This is a genomic window from Actinoplanes sp. NPDC004185 (assembly GCF_053603475.1).
The window spans coordinates 103857-122673 of the sequence record NZ_JBSGFR010000012.1 but is presented as its reverse complement, the minus strand read 5'-3'; the positions used below and the strand labels follow the sequence as shown (position 1 = coordinate 122673).

At 72.9% G+C, this 18817-nt stretch carries 18 protein-coding genes; 16 read left to right on the top strand and 2 right to left on the bottom strand.

Translation table 11 applies throughout. The annotated features are described in order from the left end of the window. The first annotated feature begins 16 nt into the window (after positions 1-16). A complete protein-coding gene (locus ACWEOZ_RS14910; RefSeq protein ID WP_451911222.1) occupies positions 17-1318 on the top strand; it encodes a DUF2252 domain-containing protein in 1302 nt (433 codons plus the stop codon). A gap of 1 nt (position 1319) precedes the next feature. Here the strand turns inward: ACWEOZ_RS14910 and ACWEOZ_RS14905 are convergent, their stop codons facing one another. Together ACWEOZ_RS14905 and ACWEOZ_RS14900 are read right to left on the bottom strand one after the other, a co-directional pair. Beyond that, the gene (locus ACWEOZ_RS14905; RefSeq protein ID WP_451911221.1) at positions 1320-2312 is read right to left on the bottom strand and encodes a hypothetical protein; all 993 of its coding nucleotides are present in this window, start codon (positions 2310-2312) and stop codon (positions 1320-1322) included. Further along, positions 2305-2847: an RNA polymerase sigma factor gene (locus tag ACWEOZ_RS14900; protein ID WP_451911295.1), complete on the bottom strand. Its 543-nt coding sequence runs from the start codon at positions 2845-2847 to the stop codon at positions 2305-2307. The genes ACWEOZ_RS14905 and ACWEOZ_RS14900 overlap by 8 nt, the downstream gene beginning before the upstream one ends. Positions 2848-3040: 193 nt before the next feature. Between ACWEOZ_RS14900 and ACWEOZ_RS14895 the strand changes: the two genes are divergently transcribed. The 15 genes from ACWEOZ_RS14895 to ACWEOZ_RS14825 all read left to right on the top strand — a co-directional run bounded on the left by ACWEOZ_RS14895 (position 3041) and on the right by ACWEOZ_RS14825 (position 18815). Further along, a complete protein-coding gene (locus ACWEOZ_RS14895) occupies positions 3041-4072 on the top strand; it encodes an NADH-quinone oxidoreductase subunit C (RefSeq protein ID WP_451911220.1) in 1032 nt (343 codons plus the stop codon). Next, entirely contained in the window at positions 4072-5031 is a 960-nt protein-coding gene (gene nuoH, locus ACWEOZ_RS14890; RefSeq protein WP_451911219.1) for an NADH-quinone oxidoreductase subunit NuoH, read from the top strand. Before ACWEOZ_RS14895 ends, nuoH begins: the two co-directional genes overlap by 1 nt. 109 nt (positions 5032-5140) lie before the next feature. Beyond that, the gene (locus tag ACWEOZ_RS14885) at positions 5141-6259 is read left to right on the top strand and encodes a serine hydrolase domain-containing protein (RefSeq protein ID WP_451911218.1); all 1119 of its coding nucleotides are present in this window, start codon (positions 5141-5143) and stop codon (positions 6257-6259) included. Positions 6260-6367: 108 nt separating this feature from the next. Beyond that, positions 6368-6952: a NuoI/complex I 23 kDa subunit family protein gene (locus ACWEOZ_RS14880; RefSeq protein WP_451911217.1), complete on the top strand. Its 585-nt coding sequence runs from the start codon at positions 6368-6370 to the stop codon at positions 6950-6952. Further along, on the top strand, positions 6949-7464 hold the full coding sequence (locus ACWEOZ_RS14875; protein ID WP_451911216.1) for an NADH-quinone oxidoreductase subunit J family protein: 516 nt from the start codon (positions 6949-6951) through the stop codon (positions 7462-7464). The genes ACWEOZ_RS14880 and ACWEOZ_RS14875 overlap by 4 nt, the downstream gene beginning before the upstream one ends. Beyond that, positions 7464-7835, top strand: coding sequence for an NADH-quinone oxidoreductase subunit NuoK (nuoK, locus tag ACWEOZ_RS14870; RefSeq protein WP_451911215.1), 372 nt, complete (start codon positions 7464-7466; stop codon positions 7833-7835). Before ACWEOZ_RS14875 ends, nuoK begins: the two co-directional genes overlap by 1 nt. Then, positions 7832-9748, top strand: a complete 1917-nt coding sequence (locus ACWEOZ_RS14865) for an NADH-quinone oxidoreductase subunit 5 family protein (protein WP_451911214.1) — start codon at positions 7832-7834, stop codon at positions 9746-9748. Before nuoK ends, ACWEOZ_RS14865 begins: the two co-directional genes overlap by 4 nt. Beyond that, a complete protein-coding gene (locus tag ACWEOZ_RS14860) occupies positions 9745-11292 on the top strand; it encodes a complex I subunit 4 family protein (protein ID WP_451911213.1) in 1548 nt (515 codons plus the stop codon). The genes ACWEOZ_RS14865 and ACWEOZ_RS14860 overlap by 4 nt, the downstream gene beginning before the upstream one ends. Then, positions 11289-12797 carry an NADH-quinone oxidoreductase subunit N gene (locus ACWEOZ_RS14855; protein ID WP_451911212.1) on the top strand — a complete coding sequence of 503 codons (1509 nt, stop codon included), beginning with the start codon at positions 11289-11291 and terminating at the stop codon, positions 12795-12797. The genes ACWEOZ_RS14860 and ACWEOZ_RS14855 overlap by 4 nt, the downstream gene beginning before the upstream one ends. A gap of 68 nt (positions 12798-12865) precedes the next feature. Next, positions 12866-13804, top strand: coding sequence for a zinc metalloprotease HtpX (htpX, locus tag ACWEOZ_RS14850; RefSeq protein ID WP_451911211.1), 939 nt, complete (start codon positions 12866-12868; stop codon positions 13802-13804). 146 nt (positions 13805-13950) lie between these two features. Further along, entirely contained in the window at positions 13951-15216 is a 1266-nt protein-coding gene (locus ACWEOZ_RS14845; protein ID WP_451911210.1) for an MFS transporter, read from the top strand. A 78-nt stretch (positions 15217-15294) separates the two neighbouring features. Beyond that, a complete protein-coding gene (locus tag ACWEOZ_RS14840) occupies positions 15295-16614 on the top strand; it encodes an MFS transporter (RefSeq protein WP_451911209.1) in 1320 nt (439 codons plus the stop codon). 60 nt (positions 16615-16674) lie between these two features. After that, the gene (locus ACWEOZ_RS14835; protein WP_451911208.1) at positions 16675-17139 is read left to right on the top strand and encodes a DUF1707 SHOCT-like domain-containing protein; all 465 of its coding nucleotides are present in this window, start codon (positions 16675-16677) and stop codon (positions 17137-17139) included. Between the two features lie 72 nt (positions 17140-17211). Then, entirely contained in the window at positions 17212-17802 is a 591-nt protein-coding gene (locus tag ACWEOZ_RS14830) for a TetR family transcriptional regulator (RefSeq protein ID WP_451911207.1), read from the top strand. After that, the gene (locus ACWEOZ_RS14825; RefSeq protein ID WP_451911206.1) at positions 17799-18815 is read left to right on the top strand and encodes an LLM class flavin-dependent oxidoreductase; all 1017 of its coding nucleotides are present in this window, start codon (positions 17799-17801) and stop codon (positions 18813-18815) included. The genes ACWEOZ_RS14830 and ACWEOZ_RS14825 overlap by 4 nt, the downstream gene beginning before the upstream one ends. The last annotated feature ends 2 nt before the right edge of the window (positions 18816-18817 follow it).

The following is an 18817-nucleotide window of genomic DNA, read 5'->3' as shown; positions in this document are numbered from 1 at the left end:
AGCTAGTCTGCCCATCATGAGCGAGCAGTCCCGGGCGGACTTCATCATCGACGTATTGACCAGGGAGTTCGGCGACCTGATGGCGCTGGACCCGGCGGCCTTCCGGCGCAAGTTCCGCAAGATGGCCGCGTCGCCGTTCGCGTTCTACCGGGGCAGCGCCTCGCTGTTCTACGCCGACCAGACGGGTGCGTTCCGCGACGACGCGTTCCTCGACGAGCGGACCAGCCGGGTCTGGATCCACGGCGACCTGCACGCGGAGAACTTCGGCACCTACATGAACTCGTCCGGCCAGCTCGTCTTCAACGTCAACGACTTCGACGAGGCGTACGTCGGCCCGTTCATCTGGGACCTCAAACGCTTCTCGGCCAGCGTGGCCCTGATCGGCTACAGCAAGGCCCTCTCCGACCAGGTGATCAGCGAGCTGGTCGGCACCTTCGCCCGGGCCTACCTGACCGAGCTGCGGGCGATCGCGGCCGGTGGTGACGACGCGATCGGCTCGATCACCCTGGACAACGCCGACGGGGTGCTGCGCCGGGTGCTCCAGGAGGCCCGGCTCAACACCCGGGTCGAGCTGCTCGCCGGCCAGACCACGATCGACGACTATGAGCGGCGCTTCTCCCTCGGCGACGGCGTCTACGACGTGGACGAGCCGACCGCCGCCACCGTCCGGGCCGCCTTCTCCGACTACCTGGACACGCTGCCCTCGCACGGTCACGGCATCTCCACCGGGATCAAGGACATCAAGCTGCGCAAGGGCGTCGGCATCGGCTCGGCCGGGCTGCCGTCGTACAACCTGCTGCTGGAGGGGCACACCCAGGCGCTGGAGAACGACGTCATCATCTACATGAAGCAGGCCCAGGTGCCGGCCGTCGCGCGGTGGATCGACGACGAACGGGTGCGGTCCTACTTCCGGCACCAGGGACACCGTACGGCCGAGTCGCAGCGGGCCCTGCAGGCGCACGCCGACCCCTGGCTGGGCTACACCGAGCTCAACGGCGTCGGCCAGCTCGTCGCCGAGGTGTCGCCGTACGCGGCCGACCTGGACTGGGCCGACGTGAACGAGCCGGAGGAGCTCAGCGGCGTCGTCACCGACCTGGGCCGCGCGGTGGCCCGGATGCACTCGGTGGCCGACGACGAGTCCAGCCACGACCTGGTCGACTTCTCCACCGAGGAGGCCATCGTGGCCGCGGTCGACAAGGACGAGGCGGGCTTCCTCGCGCTGCTGGTCGACTTCGCCCACCAGTACGGCGACCAGGCCCGCGAGGACCACCAGGACTTCGTCGACCTGTTCCGCAACGGCCGCCTCCCCGGCCTGTAGATCACCGGGGCAGGAACTGGTACGCGGCGTCGCCGGGCGCCGGTGACGTGCTCTCGTAGGTCAGCGACAGATCGACCTGCCGGTTGCGGATGACGCCGACGACGAGGTCCTGCCGCTCCGGCGGATATTGGCACCGCGCCGTCCAGGTCTTCGTCGCGAGCACCGTGCCCTCCGGATCGGCGGCGCTGCGGGCCTGCCGGAGCTGGATCCGCAACGTGCCGGTGCCGGCGCAGGCCACGGCCAGGCGGAAGTCGCCGTTCAGCCGTTCCCAGCCGGTGTGGAAACGCCGCCCCGACACCTCGCCACCACCGCCGGAGCCCGAGCCCGGCGGCAGGTCCTGGGGCAGGACGCCGTTCGGATTGTTGGTCTCGCTCCGGGCCGCGGGCCTGCCGGTGTCGCTGGTCGCCCGGTAGGCGAAGCCCGCCCGGCCGCGCGCGCTCTCCGCGTCCACCAGCTCGACGGTGATGTCGATGAACTGACCCAGCACGAAGGTGGTCCCCGCGGGCACCGGCGCGGCCGAGCACCGGGCGGTGATCCGGGCCACCTCCACACGTGCGGTCGAACCGCTCTCGCTGCCGGGCGTGCCCTGGACCAGCAGCGTCACCGATCCGTTGCCGGCGCAGGCGATCTGCAGATCGATCTCGCCCAGGTAGGTCTGCTCGGTCGCGGAGATGACGCCGGCGACCGGTCCGCGGCGGGAGAACACCGTGGGCCCGGGATTGCCGGCCTTCACCGCCCGGTCCGCCACGCCGGTGAGGCGGTCCAGCTCGGCCTGCGTCAGCGAGTCACGGTTGGCCGGTGTGGTGGGCCGGGACGGGAAACCGAGCAGGGCCACGGTGCCGCTCAGGGCCAGGAGCAGCACCCCGGCGAAGGCCGCGGTGGCGGTGCGGCGGCGGCGCACGGTACGGCGTACCTGGTCCGCGCCAGGCGGTCGTACCTGCCAGACAGTGTCGGCGCGGAACTCCGCGAAGAGGTCCTCGAACTCCTCAACCACCGTGCACCTCCGCGGAGTCCGTGCCGAGCTGGACGGCGAGCGCGGCCCGGCCCCGGTGCAGCCAGGACTTGACCGTGCCCTCGGCGACGCCCTCCCGGTCGGCGATCTCGGCGACGCTCAGGTCGGCCAGGTGCCGCAGCACCACGGCCCGCCGATGAGTGGCCGGCAACGTGGCCAGAGCGGCGACCAGTGCCACCCGGTCCGGTCCGGGCCCCTCGAGCTGAGCCTCGTCGCGCCGCTGCTTGCGCAGGAAGTTCAGCGCCGTACGGGAACGCCGCCAGCGGCTGACGGCCAGATTCCAGGCCACCCGCCGGATCCAGGCCACCGGGTCGTCGTAGCGGCTCACCGTCTTCCACCGGCTGTAGGCCCGGCAGAAAGCCTCCTGGACGACGTCCTGCGCCTCCTGGCGGTCCCCGAAATAGGCATAGAGCTGGACAGTCAGATCCCCGAAGTGCACGGCGTACACCTCGTCGAAGGTCGGCGGGTCGTCGTCGGGCACGGCTGCTGGCGTCTCCGGTCGGGATCTGGCGCCCAGGGTGGTTGCCTGCGCTGTCACGGGCACTACACGTGCCACCGCGGCGATGGGTTGCGGCGCACCCTGCCACAGATCGGCGCGCGTCGTTGTCCCCCTGCCGGCCGGCGTTGGCCGGCGCCCCCGACACGCCCCGGACGGGCGTCGGGTCGCGGCGACCCCGGGCCGGACCGGGCCGGATCATAGGATGTGCGGCATGACCCCCGAAGAGGTCGGCGAGCGGATGATCGCCCTGCTGACGGCAGACGCGGACGACGCCCCCGCCGAGGGCACGATCGTCGCCGGAGTCTCCGGCGGCGGCCCCGGCCACGAGCGGGCCGTGATCGACGTGCCGGCCGCCCTGTGGTGGACGGCGGTCGGCGCCGCCCGCGACCCCGGCGCGCTGGGCTGCGACTTCTTCGACTGGCTGTCAGCGGTCGACGAACTGGACGAGGGCTTCACCGTCGTCGCGCACCTGTGGTCCACCCGCCGCAAGCACGGGCTGCTGCTGCGCGCCCGGGTGACCCGGGACAACCCGGTGGTCGAGTCGGTGATCGACCTGTTCCCGGGCGCGGCGTGGCACGAGCGGGAGACCCACGAGATGTTCGGGATCAGCTTCTCCCGCCACCCGGACCTGCGGCCGCTGCTGCTGCCGCCGGGCTTCGAGGGCAACCCGCTGCGCAAGGAGTTCGTGCTGGCGTCCCGGGTGGCCAAGGCCTGGCCGGGCGCGAAGGAGCCGGGGGAGTCGGAGGCGGGCACGGCCAAACGGGCCCCGATGCGGCCGCCGGGCGTACCGGATCCGAACGAGTGGGGTCCGATGAAGGGCAAGGTCCCGCCCCCGGAGACCCCGGCCCGGCGTGCCCCGGGCGACCGGCCCGTGCGCGCAGGCGGAGCCGTCCCCGGCGGAGAGCGTCCGGCCCGCCCGGCCGGCGAGCGTCCGGCCCGCCCCGAACGCCGGGCAGCTCCCGCGGCCGAGCCCGGAACGGGTCCGCAGGGAGTCGAGTCCGCGACGGGGGAGCAGGCGCCGCCCGGACCGGGTGGGCAGGCAGCGCCCGGACACGCGGCACCGCCCACGGTGGATCCGGCAGCAGCCGAGACGATCGGTGCCGGTCAGGCCGAGGCAGCCGAGGCCGCCGACCAGGCCGCCGCGGCCAAGGCAGCGGCGGATGCCACGCCGGCGCCGGAGACCACCGGCACGCCGCCGGAGACCGGGAACACGCCGGAGACCAGCGACGGGAAGGACGCTTGATGCCGCTCTGGCTCGATCTGGGAGTCCGGGTCGTCGCCGTGGTCGCCGCGTTCCTGGTGGTGCCGCTGGTCGTCGGTCAGATGGAACACAAGGTCATGGCCCACATGCAGAGCCGGCTCGGCCCGATGTACGCGGGCGGCTTCCACGGCTGGGCGCAACTCGTCGCCGACGGCGTCAAGTTCGTGCAGAAAGAGGACATCACCCCGCGGGACGCCGACCGCCGGGTGTTCCAGCTGGCCCCGATCGTGGCGCTCTTCCCGTACCTCATCGTCCTGCTGGCCATCCCGCTCGGGCCCGGCGGCCTGGTCGCCCAGCCGATGGACATCGGTTTGTTCTTCGTGCTCGCCGTCCTCGGCGTCGGTGTGGTCGCCGTGCTGATGTCGGCGTGGGCGTCGGCCAACAAGTACAGCCTGCTGGGCGGCCTGCGCGGCGCGGCCCAGCTGCTCGGTTACGAGCTGCCGCTGGTGCTGTCGGCGGCGAGTGTCGCGATGGCCGCGGGCACGCTGAGCCTGCCCGGCATCGTCGAGGCCTGGTCGCCGTGGTGGTTGCTCTGGCAGGCGCCGGCCGCGCTGGTGTTCTTCATCTCCGGGCTGGCCGAGATCCGGCGGCCGCCGTTCGACATGCCGATCGCCGACTCCGAGCTGGTGTTCGGCTACATGACCGAGTATTCCGGGCTGCGTTTCGCGTTCTTCCTGCTCGCCGAGTACGTCGGCATCGTCGTCATCGCGGCCCTGACCACCGTGCTGTTCCTGGGCGGCTGGCACGGCCCGGACCCGGCCCACCTCGGCTGGCTGTGGACGCTGGTGAAGGTGTTCGCGGTGTCCTTCGTGGTCATCTGGCTGCGGGTCAGCTATCCGCGGCTGCGTGAGGACCAGCTGCAGCGGCTGTGCTGGCTGGTGCTGGTCCCGGTGGCCCTGGCCCAGCTCGTGCTGACCGCCGTGGTGAAACTTGCACTGTAGGGGTGGGGCTGGCCCCACCCCCGGTTGGGTGGCTGGCAGGCTCGTCCCGGCGGGCCGTCTCCGAAAGGCTTGAGGGGTCCCAGCAACCCCTGCCGAGGAGCTCTCACCGATGTCCCTGCGTCATGTCGTAGCAGCCGTCCTGACCACCGGCGCCCTGGTCGCCGGCGTCGCCCAGCCGGTCAGTGCCGCCCCGCGTGATCCGGTCCGTGACCAGTTGCAGCAGATCGTCGGGGACGGCGGTGCCCCGGGTGCGCTGGCGGCGGTGCAGGGCCGGGACGGCCACACCCGTGATCTCACCGCCGGGGTGGGCGATCTGCGCACCGGCGCCCGGGTCCCGGCCGACGGCCAGGTCCGGATCGGCAGCAACACCAAGACGTTCGTCGCCGTGGCGGTCCTGCAGCTGGTGGCCGAGAAGAAGGTCGCCCTCGACTCACCGATCGACACCTACCTGCCGGGCCTGGTGCGCGGCGAGAGGATCGACGGACGGCACATCACCGTGCGGCAGCTGCTGCAGCACACCAGCGGGCTGCCCAACTACACGGACCACCTCGACGTGGACGGCTCGTTCGCGTTGCAGCACACCTACATGGAGCCGCGCGAGCTGCTCGACCTCGCGCTGGCCCATCCGGCCGACTTCGCGCCCGGGGCCAAGTGGGCGTACAGCAACACCAACTACGTGGTGGCCGGCCTGCTGATCCAGAAGGTGACCGGGCGCCCGCTGGCCGAGGTCCTCACCGAGCGGGTGATCCGCCGGGCCGGGCTGCGGCACACGTACTTCCCGGCCGTCGGGGAGCAGGGCATCCGGGAGCGCCACCCGCACGGCTACCACCCGGACGCGGCGGGCAAGCCGCGGGACGTCACCACGCTGGACCCGTCCTGGGGCTGGGCCGCCGGGCAGATGATCGCCACCCCCGAGGACCTGAACAAGTTCTTCACCGCGCTGCTGGCCGGCCGGCTGCTGCCCGCCGCGCAGCTCAAGGAGATGCGGACGACCGTCCCCGCGGTGGACATGTGGCCCGGCGCCCGGTACGGCCTCGGCCTGCTGAGCTACCCGCTCAGTTGCGGCGGGGTGGCCTGGGGCCACGGCGGTGACATCCCGGGCTACGAGACCCGCGGCGGCGTCACCGAGGACGGTCGCGCGGCGACGGTGGCTGTGACCTCGATGCCGGTCGACGAGGAGTCGGCCGACAAGGTGCTGAAGGCCGTGGACACCGCCCTCTGCGCCTGAGCCGGGAGTGCGGCCGGGCGTCCTCAGGACGCCCGGCCGCAACCCGTCGGACAACAGAAGCGGGGGTGTGCTCGCCTACGCCGGTGGGACCGGGCAGGATATGCCCTTATGAGCGAGCAGGGAGATCGGCACACGCCGGGCCAGGGCCTGATCAACGGCCTGGCCGTCACGCTCAAGACGATGACCAAGCGCAGCAGCACCCAGCAGTATCCGGACGTCGAGCCGGAGCTGCCGCCGCGCTCCCGCGGGGTCATCGCCCTGCTCGAGGAGAACTGCACGGTCTGCATGCTGTGCGCCCGTGAGTGCCCGGACTGGTGCATCTACATCGATTCGCACAAGGAAGAGGTCGTCGTTCCCGGCGCCGCCCGGGCCCGGCAGCGCAATGTCCTCGACAAGTTCGACATCGACTTCTCCCTGTGCATGTACTGCGGCATCTGCATCGAGGTCTGCCCGTTCGACGCGCTGCACTGGACCCCCGAGTTCGAGTACGCGGAGACCGACGTGCTGAACCTGCTGCACGACAAGGACCGCCTCGGCGACTGGATGCGGACCGTCCCGCCGCCGCCGGCCCACGACGTGCTCGGTGAGCCGTCGAAGGAGGAGGCCACCGCCGCGCGCAAGGCCGCGGGCCCCGGTGCGGCGACCCCGGCCAAGACCGCGCGCCCCGCCGTACGCCCGGAGCCGGAGAAGTGACGGTCGCCGATGTGCTGCTGCTGGCGCTCGGAGCCGTGGCGGTGGGTTCCGGTGCGGCGGTCGTCACCAGCACCCACCTGGTCCGCTCCGGGCTCTACCTGGTGATCAGCCTGGGCGCGGTCGCCGGGCTCTACCTGGTCCTCGGGGCCGAGCTGGTGGCCTGGGTGCAGGTCCTGGTCTACGTCGGCGCGGTCGTCGTGCTGCTGCTGTTCGCGGTCATGCTGACCCGCGCGCCGATCGGCCCTTCCCGCGACCTGGACCGCCCGGCCTGGCCGGCGCTGATCGTCGGGGGCGGGGTCGGCCTGGGCCTGGCCGCGCTGCTGGCCGACGCGTTCCGCTGGACGCTCTACGACCGGCCCGCCCCGGGCACGGCCGAGCGGATGGGCACGCAGATCTTCGGCCAGTGGGTGCTGCCGTTCGAGGTGCTGTCGATCCTCCTGCTCGCCGCCCTGGTGGGCGCGATCGTGCTGTCGCGTCCCGACATCGGCGCCCGCAAGGGGGATGAGGCCTGATGCATGCCGTGATCCCGTACGTGACGGGTGCGCTGCTGTTCGGGCTCGGCGTCTACGGCGTGCTGCGCCGGCGCAACGCGATCCTGGTGCTGATGGCGGTCGAGCTGATGCTCAACGCGGTCAACCTGATCTTCGTGACCGCCGACGCCGCGGTCCGGGCCACCCTGGTCGGCGTGCAGATCGAGTCCTGGGCGTACCCCGACGGCCGGCCCGGGCACTCCGGCGGGGTGTTCGCCCTGTTCGTGATCGTGCTGGCCGCCGCCGAAGTGGGCGTGGGCCTGGCCATCGTGCTGCAGTACTACCGGATGCGCCGGGCGGTGCACGTCGACGAGGTCGCCCTGCACCACGAGGACGAGCAGGTCAGCCGGTGATCGCGGAGGTCTTCGGGACGGCGCTGTCCGGCGTACCGGTGCTGCTCGGTCTGGTCGGTCTCCTGCTGCGGCCCGGCGACGCGGGCCGCTCTGGTCGCCGCCTGGCCGCGGCTCTCGGCATCCTCGGCGCGGCGCTCGCGCTCGCCGCCGTGATCTTCCTGCTGGTCGCGACCGACAAGCTGATCGACTACAGCGTGGAGGTCGTCCGCTTCGGCGATCTGCCGGTGACCTTCGGTGTGTCGCTCGGCCCGGCGGCGCTCTATGTCGCGCTGGCCGTCACGGTCGTCGCGCTCTGCGTGCAGATCTACTCGGTCGGCTACCTGCACGACGACCCCCGGTACGCGCCCTACGCCGCCCAGGTCAGCATCTTCACCGGGGCGATGCTGCTGGTCGTCTCGGCCAACGACCTGATCATGCTGCTGGTCGGCTGGGAGGTGATGGGCCTCTGCTCGTATCTGCTCATCGGCCACGACCGGCGGTTGCCCGAGGCGCCCCGGGCGGCGGTGAAGGCGTTCCTGGTCACCCGGGTCGGCGACGTCGGCTTCCTGCTCGGCATAGCTCTGCTGGGCGTCTCGGCCGGCAGCTTCAAGATCTCCACCGTGCTGGCGAGCGCGCCCTCGGAGCTGACCATCGTGCAGCTGACCGTCGCGCTGCTGCTGATCCTGGCCGGGGTGGCCGGCAAGAGCGCCCAGTTCCCGCTGCACACCTGGCTGCCGGACGCGATGGCCGGCCCGACGCCGATCTCCGCCCTGATCCACGCGGCCACGATGGTCGCCGCGGGCGTGTACGTGGTCTTCCGGCTCTTCCCGCTCTTCGCCCGCTCACCGGGCGCGCTGGCGGTGCTCGGTGTCATGGCGGCGATCACGCTGCTGCTGGGTGCGCTCGCCGCGACCGCCCAGGACGACCTCAAACGGGTGCTGGCCTGGTCCACCGTCTCGCAGATCGGCTACATGACCGGCGCCCTGGCCGTCGGTTCGCCCGCCGCGGCCCTGTTCCACCTGCTCACCCACGCCGCTTTCAAGGCGCTGCTGTTCCTCGCGGCCGGCGCGGTGATCCACGCGGTCGGCACCAACCTGATGTCGCGGATGGGCGGCCTGCGCACGCACCTGCCCCGCACCTTCTGGGCGTTCGTGATCGGGCTCGGTGCGCTGGCCGGGCTGCCGCCGCTGTCCGGTTTCTGGTCCAAGGAGAACGTCCTGGTCGCTGCCGCGCACGCCGGTGAGGGCCATGGCCCGGCGCCGGCCTGGGTGGGGTGGCTGATCTATGTCGCCGGCCTGCTCGGCGTCGCGATCACCGCCTGGTACGCGACCCGCCTGCTGCTGCGCACCTTCTTCGGCCACGCCCGGTCCCGCACCGACGAGTGGCATGTCGGCTTCGACGACGCCCGCTACGAACGGGGCCCCGGCGCCGCACACGATCCGCCCGGCCTGATGCTGTGGCCCGTCCTGCTGCTCACGATCCCGGCTGCGCTGCTCGGCCTGCTCGCGTTCCTGCCCGGCTTCCGCAGCGCGCTGGAGCTCGAGGCCCCGCACCTGGAGATCAGCATCGTGCTGCCGCTGGTCCTGCTCGTGCTAGGCGCCGGCAGCTCGTGGTGGCTGTGGCACAACGCGCCCGGCGTGGACCCGGCGCAGGCCCTGGGCCGGCTGCGGCCGTTGTTCGCCGCCGGCTTCCGCCTCGACGACGTGCAGGACCGCCTGGTGGTACGCCCGGTACGCGCCCTCGCCACCGCCCTGCGCCTGCTCGACGAGCGGGTGGTCGACGCGGCCGTCGAGGGCACCGGCTCCTCCACCACCCGGCTCGGCGTCGTGCTGGCCAACGCCCACCGCGCGGCCCTGCCGCGAGCGGCGGTCGCGGTCTTCGCCGGCGCGCTGGTGCTCGGGGTCGTCGCGGCGATCTACGGAGCAGCCTCATGACCCCCTACCGCGACTACGTCACCAGCGGCGGCTCACTCGCGCAGGTGCTGCTCATCGCCGTCCTGGCGGTGCCGGCACTGGGCGCGCTGGTGGTAGCGCTGCTGCCGGCGCGGATCGATCGGGGCGCCCGCATCGTCGCCGCGGTCTTCGCCGCGGTGACGTTCGTGCTCACCGCGCTGTTGGCGATGCCGAGCGCCGACCACGGCTGGTTCGCCTACGGTGACCGGCCGTCGGCGCTGCTGCCGTGGATCAACGTGTCGGTGCCGTGGGTGCCTGCCCTCGGCGTCGACTTCCACCTCGGCGTGGACGGGATCTCGTACCCGCTGGTGGTGCTGACCGGGCTGCTGACGGCGCTGTGCTGCGCGTACACGGTCTGGAAGGTGCCGGACGGCGGCCGCGGCCGGACGCTGGCGGCGCTGCTGCTGGTGCTCGAGGTCGGCATCCTCGGCACGTTCCTGGCCCTGGACCTCGTGCTGTTCTTCATCTTCTTCGAGGTCGTCCTCCTGCCGATGTACGCGGTCATCGCCGGCTGGGGTGGCCCGGACCGCCGCCGCGCGGCCCGCAAGTTCGTGCTCTACACCCTGTTCGGCTCGCTGCTGCTCCTGCTGGGCGTCTTCACCGTCGTCGTCGCGGCCGGCACCGGCGACCTGACGGTCCTGACCGGCGGCACCGGCCTGTCCCGCACAGTGCAGTACACAGCGTTCGCCCTGTTCGCCGTCGCGTTCGCGGTGAAGGCGCCGCTCTGGCCGCTGCACACCTGGCTGCCGGACGCGCACACCGAAGCGCCCACAGTAGGCAGCGTGATCCTGGCCGGCGTGCTGCTGAAGATGGGCACGTACGGCCTGATCCGGGTCGGGGTCGGAGTGGCACCGCTCGGCGCGGCCTGGGCCGCCCCCGTGCTCGGCGTCCTCGCCGTCGCCGCCATCCTCGTCGGATCCCTGGTGTGCCTGCGGCAGACCGAGCTGAAGCGGCTGATCGCCTACTCCAGCGTCGGGCACATGGGCTTCGTGCTGCTGGGCATCGCGACGCTGACCGCGACCGGCCTGCAGGCCGCGCTGGTCGGCAACGTGGCCCACGGCGTCATCACCGGCCTGCTGTTCTTCCTGGCCGGCGCGATCAAGGACCGGGCCCACACCGGCGCCCTGGCCGACCTCGGCGGGCTGCGCGAGACCGCGCCGCGGCTGGCCGGCCTGCTGGCCTTCGCGTCGATCGCCTCCCTCGGGCTGCCCGGCCTGGCCGGCTTCTGGGGCGAGGCGTTCGCCGTGGTGGCCGCCACCGAGCGCGGTGGCCCCTTGTGGATCACCCTGGCCGTGCTGGCGGCGATCGGCGGCGCCCTGACCGCGGCGTACTTCCTGCGGCTGCTGCGCCGGGTCACCCACGGCCCGGCGAGCCCGGCGGTGGCCGGCTTCGCGGGCATCACCCGCCCCGAGTGGCTGGCGTGGTCGCCGCTGGTGCTGCTGGCGCTGGCGATCGGGCTGGTGCCGGCGCTGGTGCTCGCCGCGACCGCCGACCCGGTGGCTGCCCTGACCGGAGCCCTGCCATGACCCAGACCGTGAACCACTTCGCCCTGCTGCCGCTCTACGCGGCGGGCGGCACCGCGCTGCTCGTCCTGGTGCTGGAGCTGGCCTTCGGCCGGTTCGTGCTGCCGGCGGGCATCGTCGGCGGGCTCGCCACGATCGGCGGGGCGGTGGCGCTCGGGCTGCGCCCGGCCTCGACCTTCTGCGGCGCTGAGCACTGCTCCTGGGTGAGCGGCCCGCAGGCGGCCGTCGTGGCGGTGCTGTTCGCGGCGCTGACGATCGGCGTGCTCGCGCTGTCGGCCCCGGCGCTGCGCGCGGGCGCCGCCCCGGCCGGCGAGTTCTGCTTCCTGCTGACCAGTTCGATGGCCGGGGGAGTGGTCATCGCGTACGCGGGCGACCTGATCACCCTGATCGTCGGGCTGGAGACGCTGACCCTGCCGCTGTACGTGCTCGTGGGCCTGCGCCGCTTCGCTCCCCGTGAGCGGGTGACGACCACCGGCGCCTCGGCCGCGGTCACCTTCTTCCTGGTCAGCGTGATCTCCACGGCGATCGCCCTGCTCGGCGCGGCCCTGCTCTTCGCGTCCACCGGCGTGCTGCACCTGGCCGTGCTCACCGCGGGATCGGGCCCGCTCGCGCCGCTGGGGGCGGTCGGCGCCGCACTGCTGGTGATCGGCTTCGCGTTCAAGGTGGCGGCGGTCCCGTTGCACGCCTGGGCGCCGGCCACCTACGACGGCTCACCGGTGCCGGTGGCGGCGTACCTGTCGACGGCCTCGAAGCTCGGCGGCGTGGTGGCCCTGGCCGCGGTCGTGCAGCGGCTGGACACCGGGCCGCTGGTGGCGGTCCTGGCCGTGCTGACCATGACGGTGGGCAACCTGGTCGCCCTGCGCCAGACCCGGACGGTACGGCTGCTGGCCTGGTCGTCGGTGGCCCAGGCGGGCTACATCCTGGCCGCGCTGGCGGTGGGCTCGGCGGGCGTGCCGGCGGCGATCGCGTACGCGGTCTTCTTCGTCGTGCTCGAGTTCGTGGCGTTCGCCGTGGTGGTGGCTCTGCGCGGGCCGTCCGCCGACGGTGGCGAGCTGGCGGATCTCCGTGGCGAGGGCCGTCGCCGGCCCTGGCTGGGTGCGGCGCTCGTGCTGGCCCTCGCGGGTCTGGCCGGCCTGCCACCGGGCCTGGCCGGTCTCTTCGCCAAGGTGACCGTGATCGCCGCCCTGATCAACGCGGGCTGGGGCTGGCTGGCCGCGGTGGTGGCCCTGAACGCCCTCATCGCGCTGGCGTACTACGTCCGGGTGGCCGCCCTGCTCTACACCCGCCCGGCGCCGGTGGGCATCCACTTCGCCGACCTCCCCGCCGCCGAACCGGCGGCGACCGGATCCACCGTGACCGCGATCGCCGACCCGGAGCTGCTCCAGGCGGCCACCCACCCCCGGATCCCGGTGCCCCGCCCGGTGGCCGCGGCGGTCGCGGTGGCGGCCACGGTCACCGTCATCCTGGGCTTCGCACCACAGTGGATCTTCGACGTCCTGCTCGGCTGACCAGGGATGTAGCGATGATCACCTACAGCGAACTCACAGCTACAGCTGGATGAATCCCCACCCTGCCGATGTTCCATGAGACGTGGGCCCACCGGCCCCATCGTCGAAGGAGCACCATCGTGCACAGCCATCACAACGGCCTCAAGACGGCCGCTCTGCTGGGCTTGCTCACCGCCATGATCCTGGCCGCCGGCTACTGGCTCGGGGGAAGCGGCGGGCTGGTCTTCGCCGTCGTCCTGTCGCTGGCGCTCAACGCCGGCAGCTACTTCTTCTCCGACAAGCTCGCCCTGCGGTCCATGCGGGCCCGCCCGGTCTCCGAGGCCGAGTTCCCCGCCCTGCACCAGATCGTGCGCGAGCTCGCGACCGAGGCGGGGCAGCCGATGCCACGCCTGTACGTGAGCCCGGCGATGCAGCCGAACGCGTTCGCGACCGGCCGCAACCCGCGGCACGCCGCCGTGGCGGTCACCGTCGGGATCACCCAGCTGCTGGACCGGCGTGAGCTGCGCGGCGTCATCGGCCACGAGCTCTCCCACGTCTACAACCGGGACATCCTGATCTCCAGTGTCGCCGCGGCCCTGGCCGGCATCATCACCATGGTCGCCCAGCTGGCCATCTTCCTGCCGTTCGGTGGCTCGGACGACGAGGACGGCCCGAACCCCGCGTCGCTGCTGCTCATGCTGATCCTCGGCCCGCTGGCCGCGTCGGTGATCCAGCTCGCGATCAGCCGCAACCGGGAGTACCAGGCCGACGCGTCCGGCGCGACCCTGACCCGTGACCCGCTGGCCCTGGCCAGTGCGCTGGAGAAGATCCAGTACGGCGCGCAGAAGCTGCCGCTGCCGGCCGACGGTCAGCTCGCCACCTCGGCGCACCTGATGATCGCCAATCCGCTGCGCGGCGGCGGCATCGCGTCGCTGTTCTCGACGCACCCGCCGATGGCCGAGCGGATCAAGCGGCTGCACCAGCTGGCCGCGATCACCGGCACCGGGCCGGTGCAGTTCCAGCGCTGACCCGCCCCACCGTCACCCCCGTCTCGCGTGCCGAGGCGGGGGTGACGTCTGTGACAGCCGCTGTATTTCACGTGTGTTACGAGGCCGCCGACAGTTACGTTCGGGGCCAGTTACGTATCGGGCACACCACGAGGAGGTAGGACCTGATGACCGCACTGCGTCAGTACCTTGGCGTGTGGCAGATGCCGGGCGGCCGGGTCCTGTTGATCGTCGGCATTCTCGCCCGCCTGGGCATCGGCATGACCCCGCTGGCCCTGCTGCTGCTCGTCCAGGAGACCACCGGCCGGTACGCCGCCGCGGGCCTGGCCGGCGGCATGTACGCCCTGGCCGGCGCCGCGATCAGCCCGGTCGCCGGGCGCCTGGCCGACCGGATCGGCCCGTCGCCGGTGCTGTGGACGACCGCCGTGCTGCATCCGCTCGCCCTGGTCGGCCTGCTGCTGGTCAGCCGGGGTGGCGAGGCGGCACTGCCGGGCATCTTCGTGGCGTCGGCGCTGGCCGGGGCGACGTACCCGCCGCTGACCGCGGCGATCCGCCGGGCCTGGACCGACGCCACCGCGGTGGGCAGCGGGCGGCACGGCCTGCGGGAGGCCGCGATGGCCGCCGAGACGTCCCTGTTCGAGCTGGTCTTCGTGCTGGGCCCGATGCTGGTCGCGGCCCTGCTCGTGGTCACCCACGACCCGGCGACCGCGCTGGCCACCTCGGCCGTGGCGACCTTCGCCGGCACCCTCTGGATCGCGTCGCTGCCGATCATGCGGCACTGGGTGCGCCACGTGGACGCCGACACGACCCGGGGCCTCGGCCCGCTCAAGGTGGGCGGTTTCGGCGCCCTGCTGGTCTGTGTCGCCGCGCTCGGTACGGCCTTCGGCGCCGCCGGCGTGATCGTGCCCGCGTACGCCGGCCAGCACGGCGGCGGCGACAGCCTCGGCGGTGTTCTGCTCGGGGTCTGGGGCGTAGGCAGCGCGATCGGCGGCATCTGGTTCGGCACCCGGCGGCCCGCGATGGCTCTGCCCCGGCAGTTCGCCTGGCTGCTCGGCGCGGTCGCCCTGAGTTTCCTGGTGCTGGCCGTCATGCCGGATCCGCTGTCGCTGGGCATCGCTCTGGTCATCGGGGGCGCGACGATCGCCCCGGCCCTGACTGTGGAGAACAACCTGGTCGGCCGGATCGCCCCGGCGGGCATGCTGAACGAGGCGTACACCTGGGTGGTGACCGTGTCGGTGGCGGGCAGCGCGGCCGGTGGCGCGGTGGCGGGGGCCATCGTGGACCAGCCGGGCGGGCTGCCGTGGGCCTTCGTCTTCGCGGCCGCGGTGCTGGTGGGGGCCGCATCGGTGGCCGCCGTGCCGAGCGGCCCCATGGCCCGGGCGGACCGGCGGGCGGCCGAGCGCTTGGAGCAGGCGATGGCGGCGGCGCACTGACCCCTGTCAGATTGTCGTCATCACCCCTTTAGCCTGATAGAAGGCGGGATTGCCGCTCTGCGCGGTTACGTTCCGGTGATGGCAACAGGTTGTTATCGGACGGTATGGCGAATTCCGTACGCCCCCACCCTCCTGGTGGCCGGGATGGTGGCGCGGCTCGGCATCGCCATGACCCCGCTCGCCCTGCTGCTGCTCGTCGCAGAGGCCACCGGCCGGTACGCCGCCGGTGGCCTCGCCGCGGGTTGTTACGCGCTGGCCGGCGCGGTGGTCAACCCGCTGACCGCACGCGTCGCCGACCGGATCGGCCCCGCGCCGGTGCTGCGCCTCTGCGCCCTGGCCCACGCCCTCGTGCTGTCCGCACTGGCGCTGTTGACGGAGGCGGCGTTACCGCTGCTGCTGGTCGTCTCGGCGATCGCGGGGGCCACCTATCCGCCGCTGACCGGGGCGATCCGGGGCGCCTGGACGATCATGACCGGAGGCGTCACCGGGCCACGGGTGCGGCAGGCCTCGCTGGCGGCCGAGACATCACTGTTCGAGCTGATCTACGTCATCGGCCCGCTGCTGGTGGCCGCGTTGACCGTCCTCCGGCTCGGCTACGGCCCGGCGCTGCTGACCGCGGCGGCGGTCACGCTGCTCGGCGGCTCGGCGGTCGCCCGGGTGCCGGTCCTGCGGTTCCCCCGGCGGATGACCCGTCGCCCGATGCGCCGCACTCCCGGGTTCGGCGCTCTGCTGCTCTGCACCGGGCTGCTGGGGGCCGGCTTCGGCGCGGTCACCGTCGGCGTGCCGGCCTTCGCTGCTGCCCACGGCGGGGGCGCCGGCCTCGGCGCGGTGCTGCTCGGCGTCTGGGCGCTGGGCAGTACCGGCGGTGGCATCTACTTCGGGACCCGCCGCCCGGCCACCGGCCTGAGCCGCCGCTACGCCGTCCTGCTGGCGGCGATCGGGGCCGGCTTCCTGTCGCTGGTCGCCGCGCCGGGCCCCTGGTGGCTGGCGGTGGTGCTGATCGTCGGCGGCGTCGCGATGGCGCCCGCGCTGACGGTGGAGAACCACCTGGTGAGCCGGATCGCCCCGGGCGAGGTGCTGAACGAGGCCTACACCTGGGTGATCACCATGGCCGTCACCGCGAGCGCGGTCGGCAGTGCCGTGGCGGGGACGGTCGTCGACCGGTCGGGCGAAGCGCGGTGGGCGTTCGCGCTGGCCGCTGGTCTGGCCCTCGTCGCAGCCGTGGTCGCGGGCCGGCCGGGCGGCGCGCTGGGGCGGGCCGACGGGGTGTTCGCCGCACGGTCCCGCGCCGCGCGGGACGTCGCCCGCCTGTTGCCCGCCATGCGGGAACAGCCACCGGGCCGCGGGGCGGCCGACCCGCTGGACGGCTCGACCGCGCACCTGGAACGGCTGCCTTGAGCCGTCAGCGCTCTGCGCCGGGGTCTGGAGCGGCGCGTGCGGCTCCACTAGCCTGCTGTCATGGCCAGGGATGTTGTGCCGCACCGCGATGCCGAGACGTTGCGGGCGGCCGACGCCGACCGGCACAAGATCGCTGACCAGCTGAAGACGGCTCTCGACGAGGGCCGCCTCTCGCTGGGTGAGTACGACGACCGGGTGCGCCAGGCGTACGCCGCCCGCACCTACGCCGAGCTGCTGATCCTCGTGGCCGACCTGCCACGGCCGGGGGTGAGCGCGGCCGAGGTGAGCGCTCGCAAGGCCGCCGCGGTGCGTCGCGCGGAACGCAAGCTGCCGCTGGCGCTGCTCGTGCTGTGGACGATCTGGGGCGCGGTCGCCGCCGTCAACCTGATGGTCTGGTTCCTGGTCGCGGTCACCGTCGACGGATACGTCTATCCGTGGCCGATCTGGCTGCTGGTGCCGGGAGCAGCCCTGGGTGCCTCCACTGTCGGCGTGCAGGCGATCCGGCGGCAGCAGCGCCGGCCCTGACCCCGGCGGTGTGGCGCACTTCATGCACCGAGTGCAAGTTGCACCGAGTGCAACCGGCGTACGGTCGGGGTTGTGGTCGTCTCCAGCCCGGTCCGTGAGCGTAAGAAGCGCGAGACCTGGCGTCTCGTGCACGCGGCCGCGCTGCGGCTGATGACCGAGCGCGGCTTCGACGCCGTGTCGGTCGACGACATCGTGGCCGCCGCCGGCATCTCCCGGCGCACGTTCTTCAACTACTTCGCGGGCAAGGAGTCGGTCGTCTTCGACCCCGACCCCGACGATCCCGCCCTCTGGGCCACGCTGCTGGCCGGGCGCCCGGCCGGCGAGCCGCTCTGGTCGTCGTTACGCGAGGTCCTGATCGGTTACACCACGGCCGCAGCCGACCGGATGATGCTGCAGCGCCGGGTCCGGCTCGCCTCTCCCGAGCTCGCCGGGTGCTCCCGGGAGCTGGCCGACCAGTTCTGGGTCGCGGTCCGGGAGTGGGCCGCGGGCCACGCCGCCCTGGACGACCTGCGGCTCGACCTGACCATCAACGCCGCCCGCACGGTGCTGAACACCTCCTGCCCGCACTGGGACGCCGACACCGGCATCACCGGCCTGCACGAGCTGCTCCGCGCCGGTTTCGCCTTCGTCACCCCATCTCTTCCGGAACGGATCACCTCATGAGTCGCGTACCCCTGTCCGTGCTCGATCTCGCCACCGTCCGCGAGGGTCACGACAGCACCGACGCCCTGCGCGGGACCACCGAGATCGCCCAGGCCGCCGACGACCTCGGCTACTCGCGGTTCTGGGTCGCCGAGCACCACAACATGCCGGCCGTCGCGTCCACCTCGCCGCCGGTGCTGATCGCGCACCTCGCCGCGAACACCCGGCGGATCAAGGTCGGCTCCGGCGGCGTCATGCTGCCCAACCACATGCCGTTCGTGGTGGCCGAGCAGTTCGCCCTGCTGGAGGCCCTGCACCCGAACCGCATCGACCTCGGCATCGGCCGTGCCCCCGGCACCGACCAGGCGACCGCGGCCGCGCTGCGCGGGGTGTCGCCACACCTGACCGTCGAGCAGTTCCCCGACCACCTCGGCATGGTGCTCGCGCTGCTCGGTGACGACCGGGTCGCCCCCGAGCGGATCGAACGGCTGCGGGCGACGCCGGTCCCGGCGACCTACCCCGAGGTCTGGATGCTCGGCTCGTCGACGTACGGCGCCCAGGTGGCGGCGGCGCTCGGGCTGCCGTTCTGTTACGCGTACCACTTCGCCATGAGCTCCGACGTGGACACCGCCGCCCGGCTCTACCTCGACGGGTTCCAGCCGTCGCCGCGTTTCCCCGAGCCGCACCTGATGGTCAGCGCCTCGGTGATCGCCGCCGAGACGCACGAGGAGGCCCAGTTCCTGGCCGGCCCCAGCCGGATCATGGCGCTGAGCCTGCGCACCGGCCGGCTCGGCCCGATCGTCTCGCCCGAGCAGGCCGCCACCCGCGAACTGTCCGATCTCGACCGTCAGCTGCTCGACCAGCTCCCCGGCACCCAGTACGCGGGCACCGCCGAGGAAGTGGTGCAGGCGCTGGACGAGCTGGTCGAGCGGACCGCCGCCAAGGAGCTCATCCTGGCCGGCACGGTCTACGACCCGGCCACACGGCGGGACTCGCTGGCCCGCATCGCGAAGGCGTGGGGCCTGCCGAATTAGGG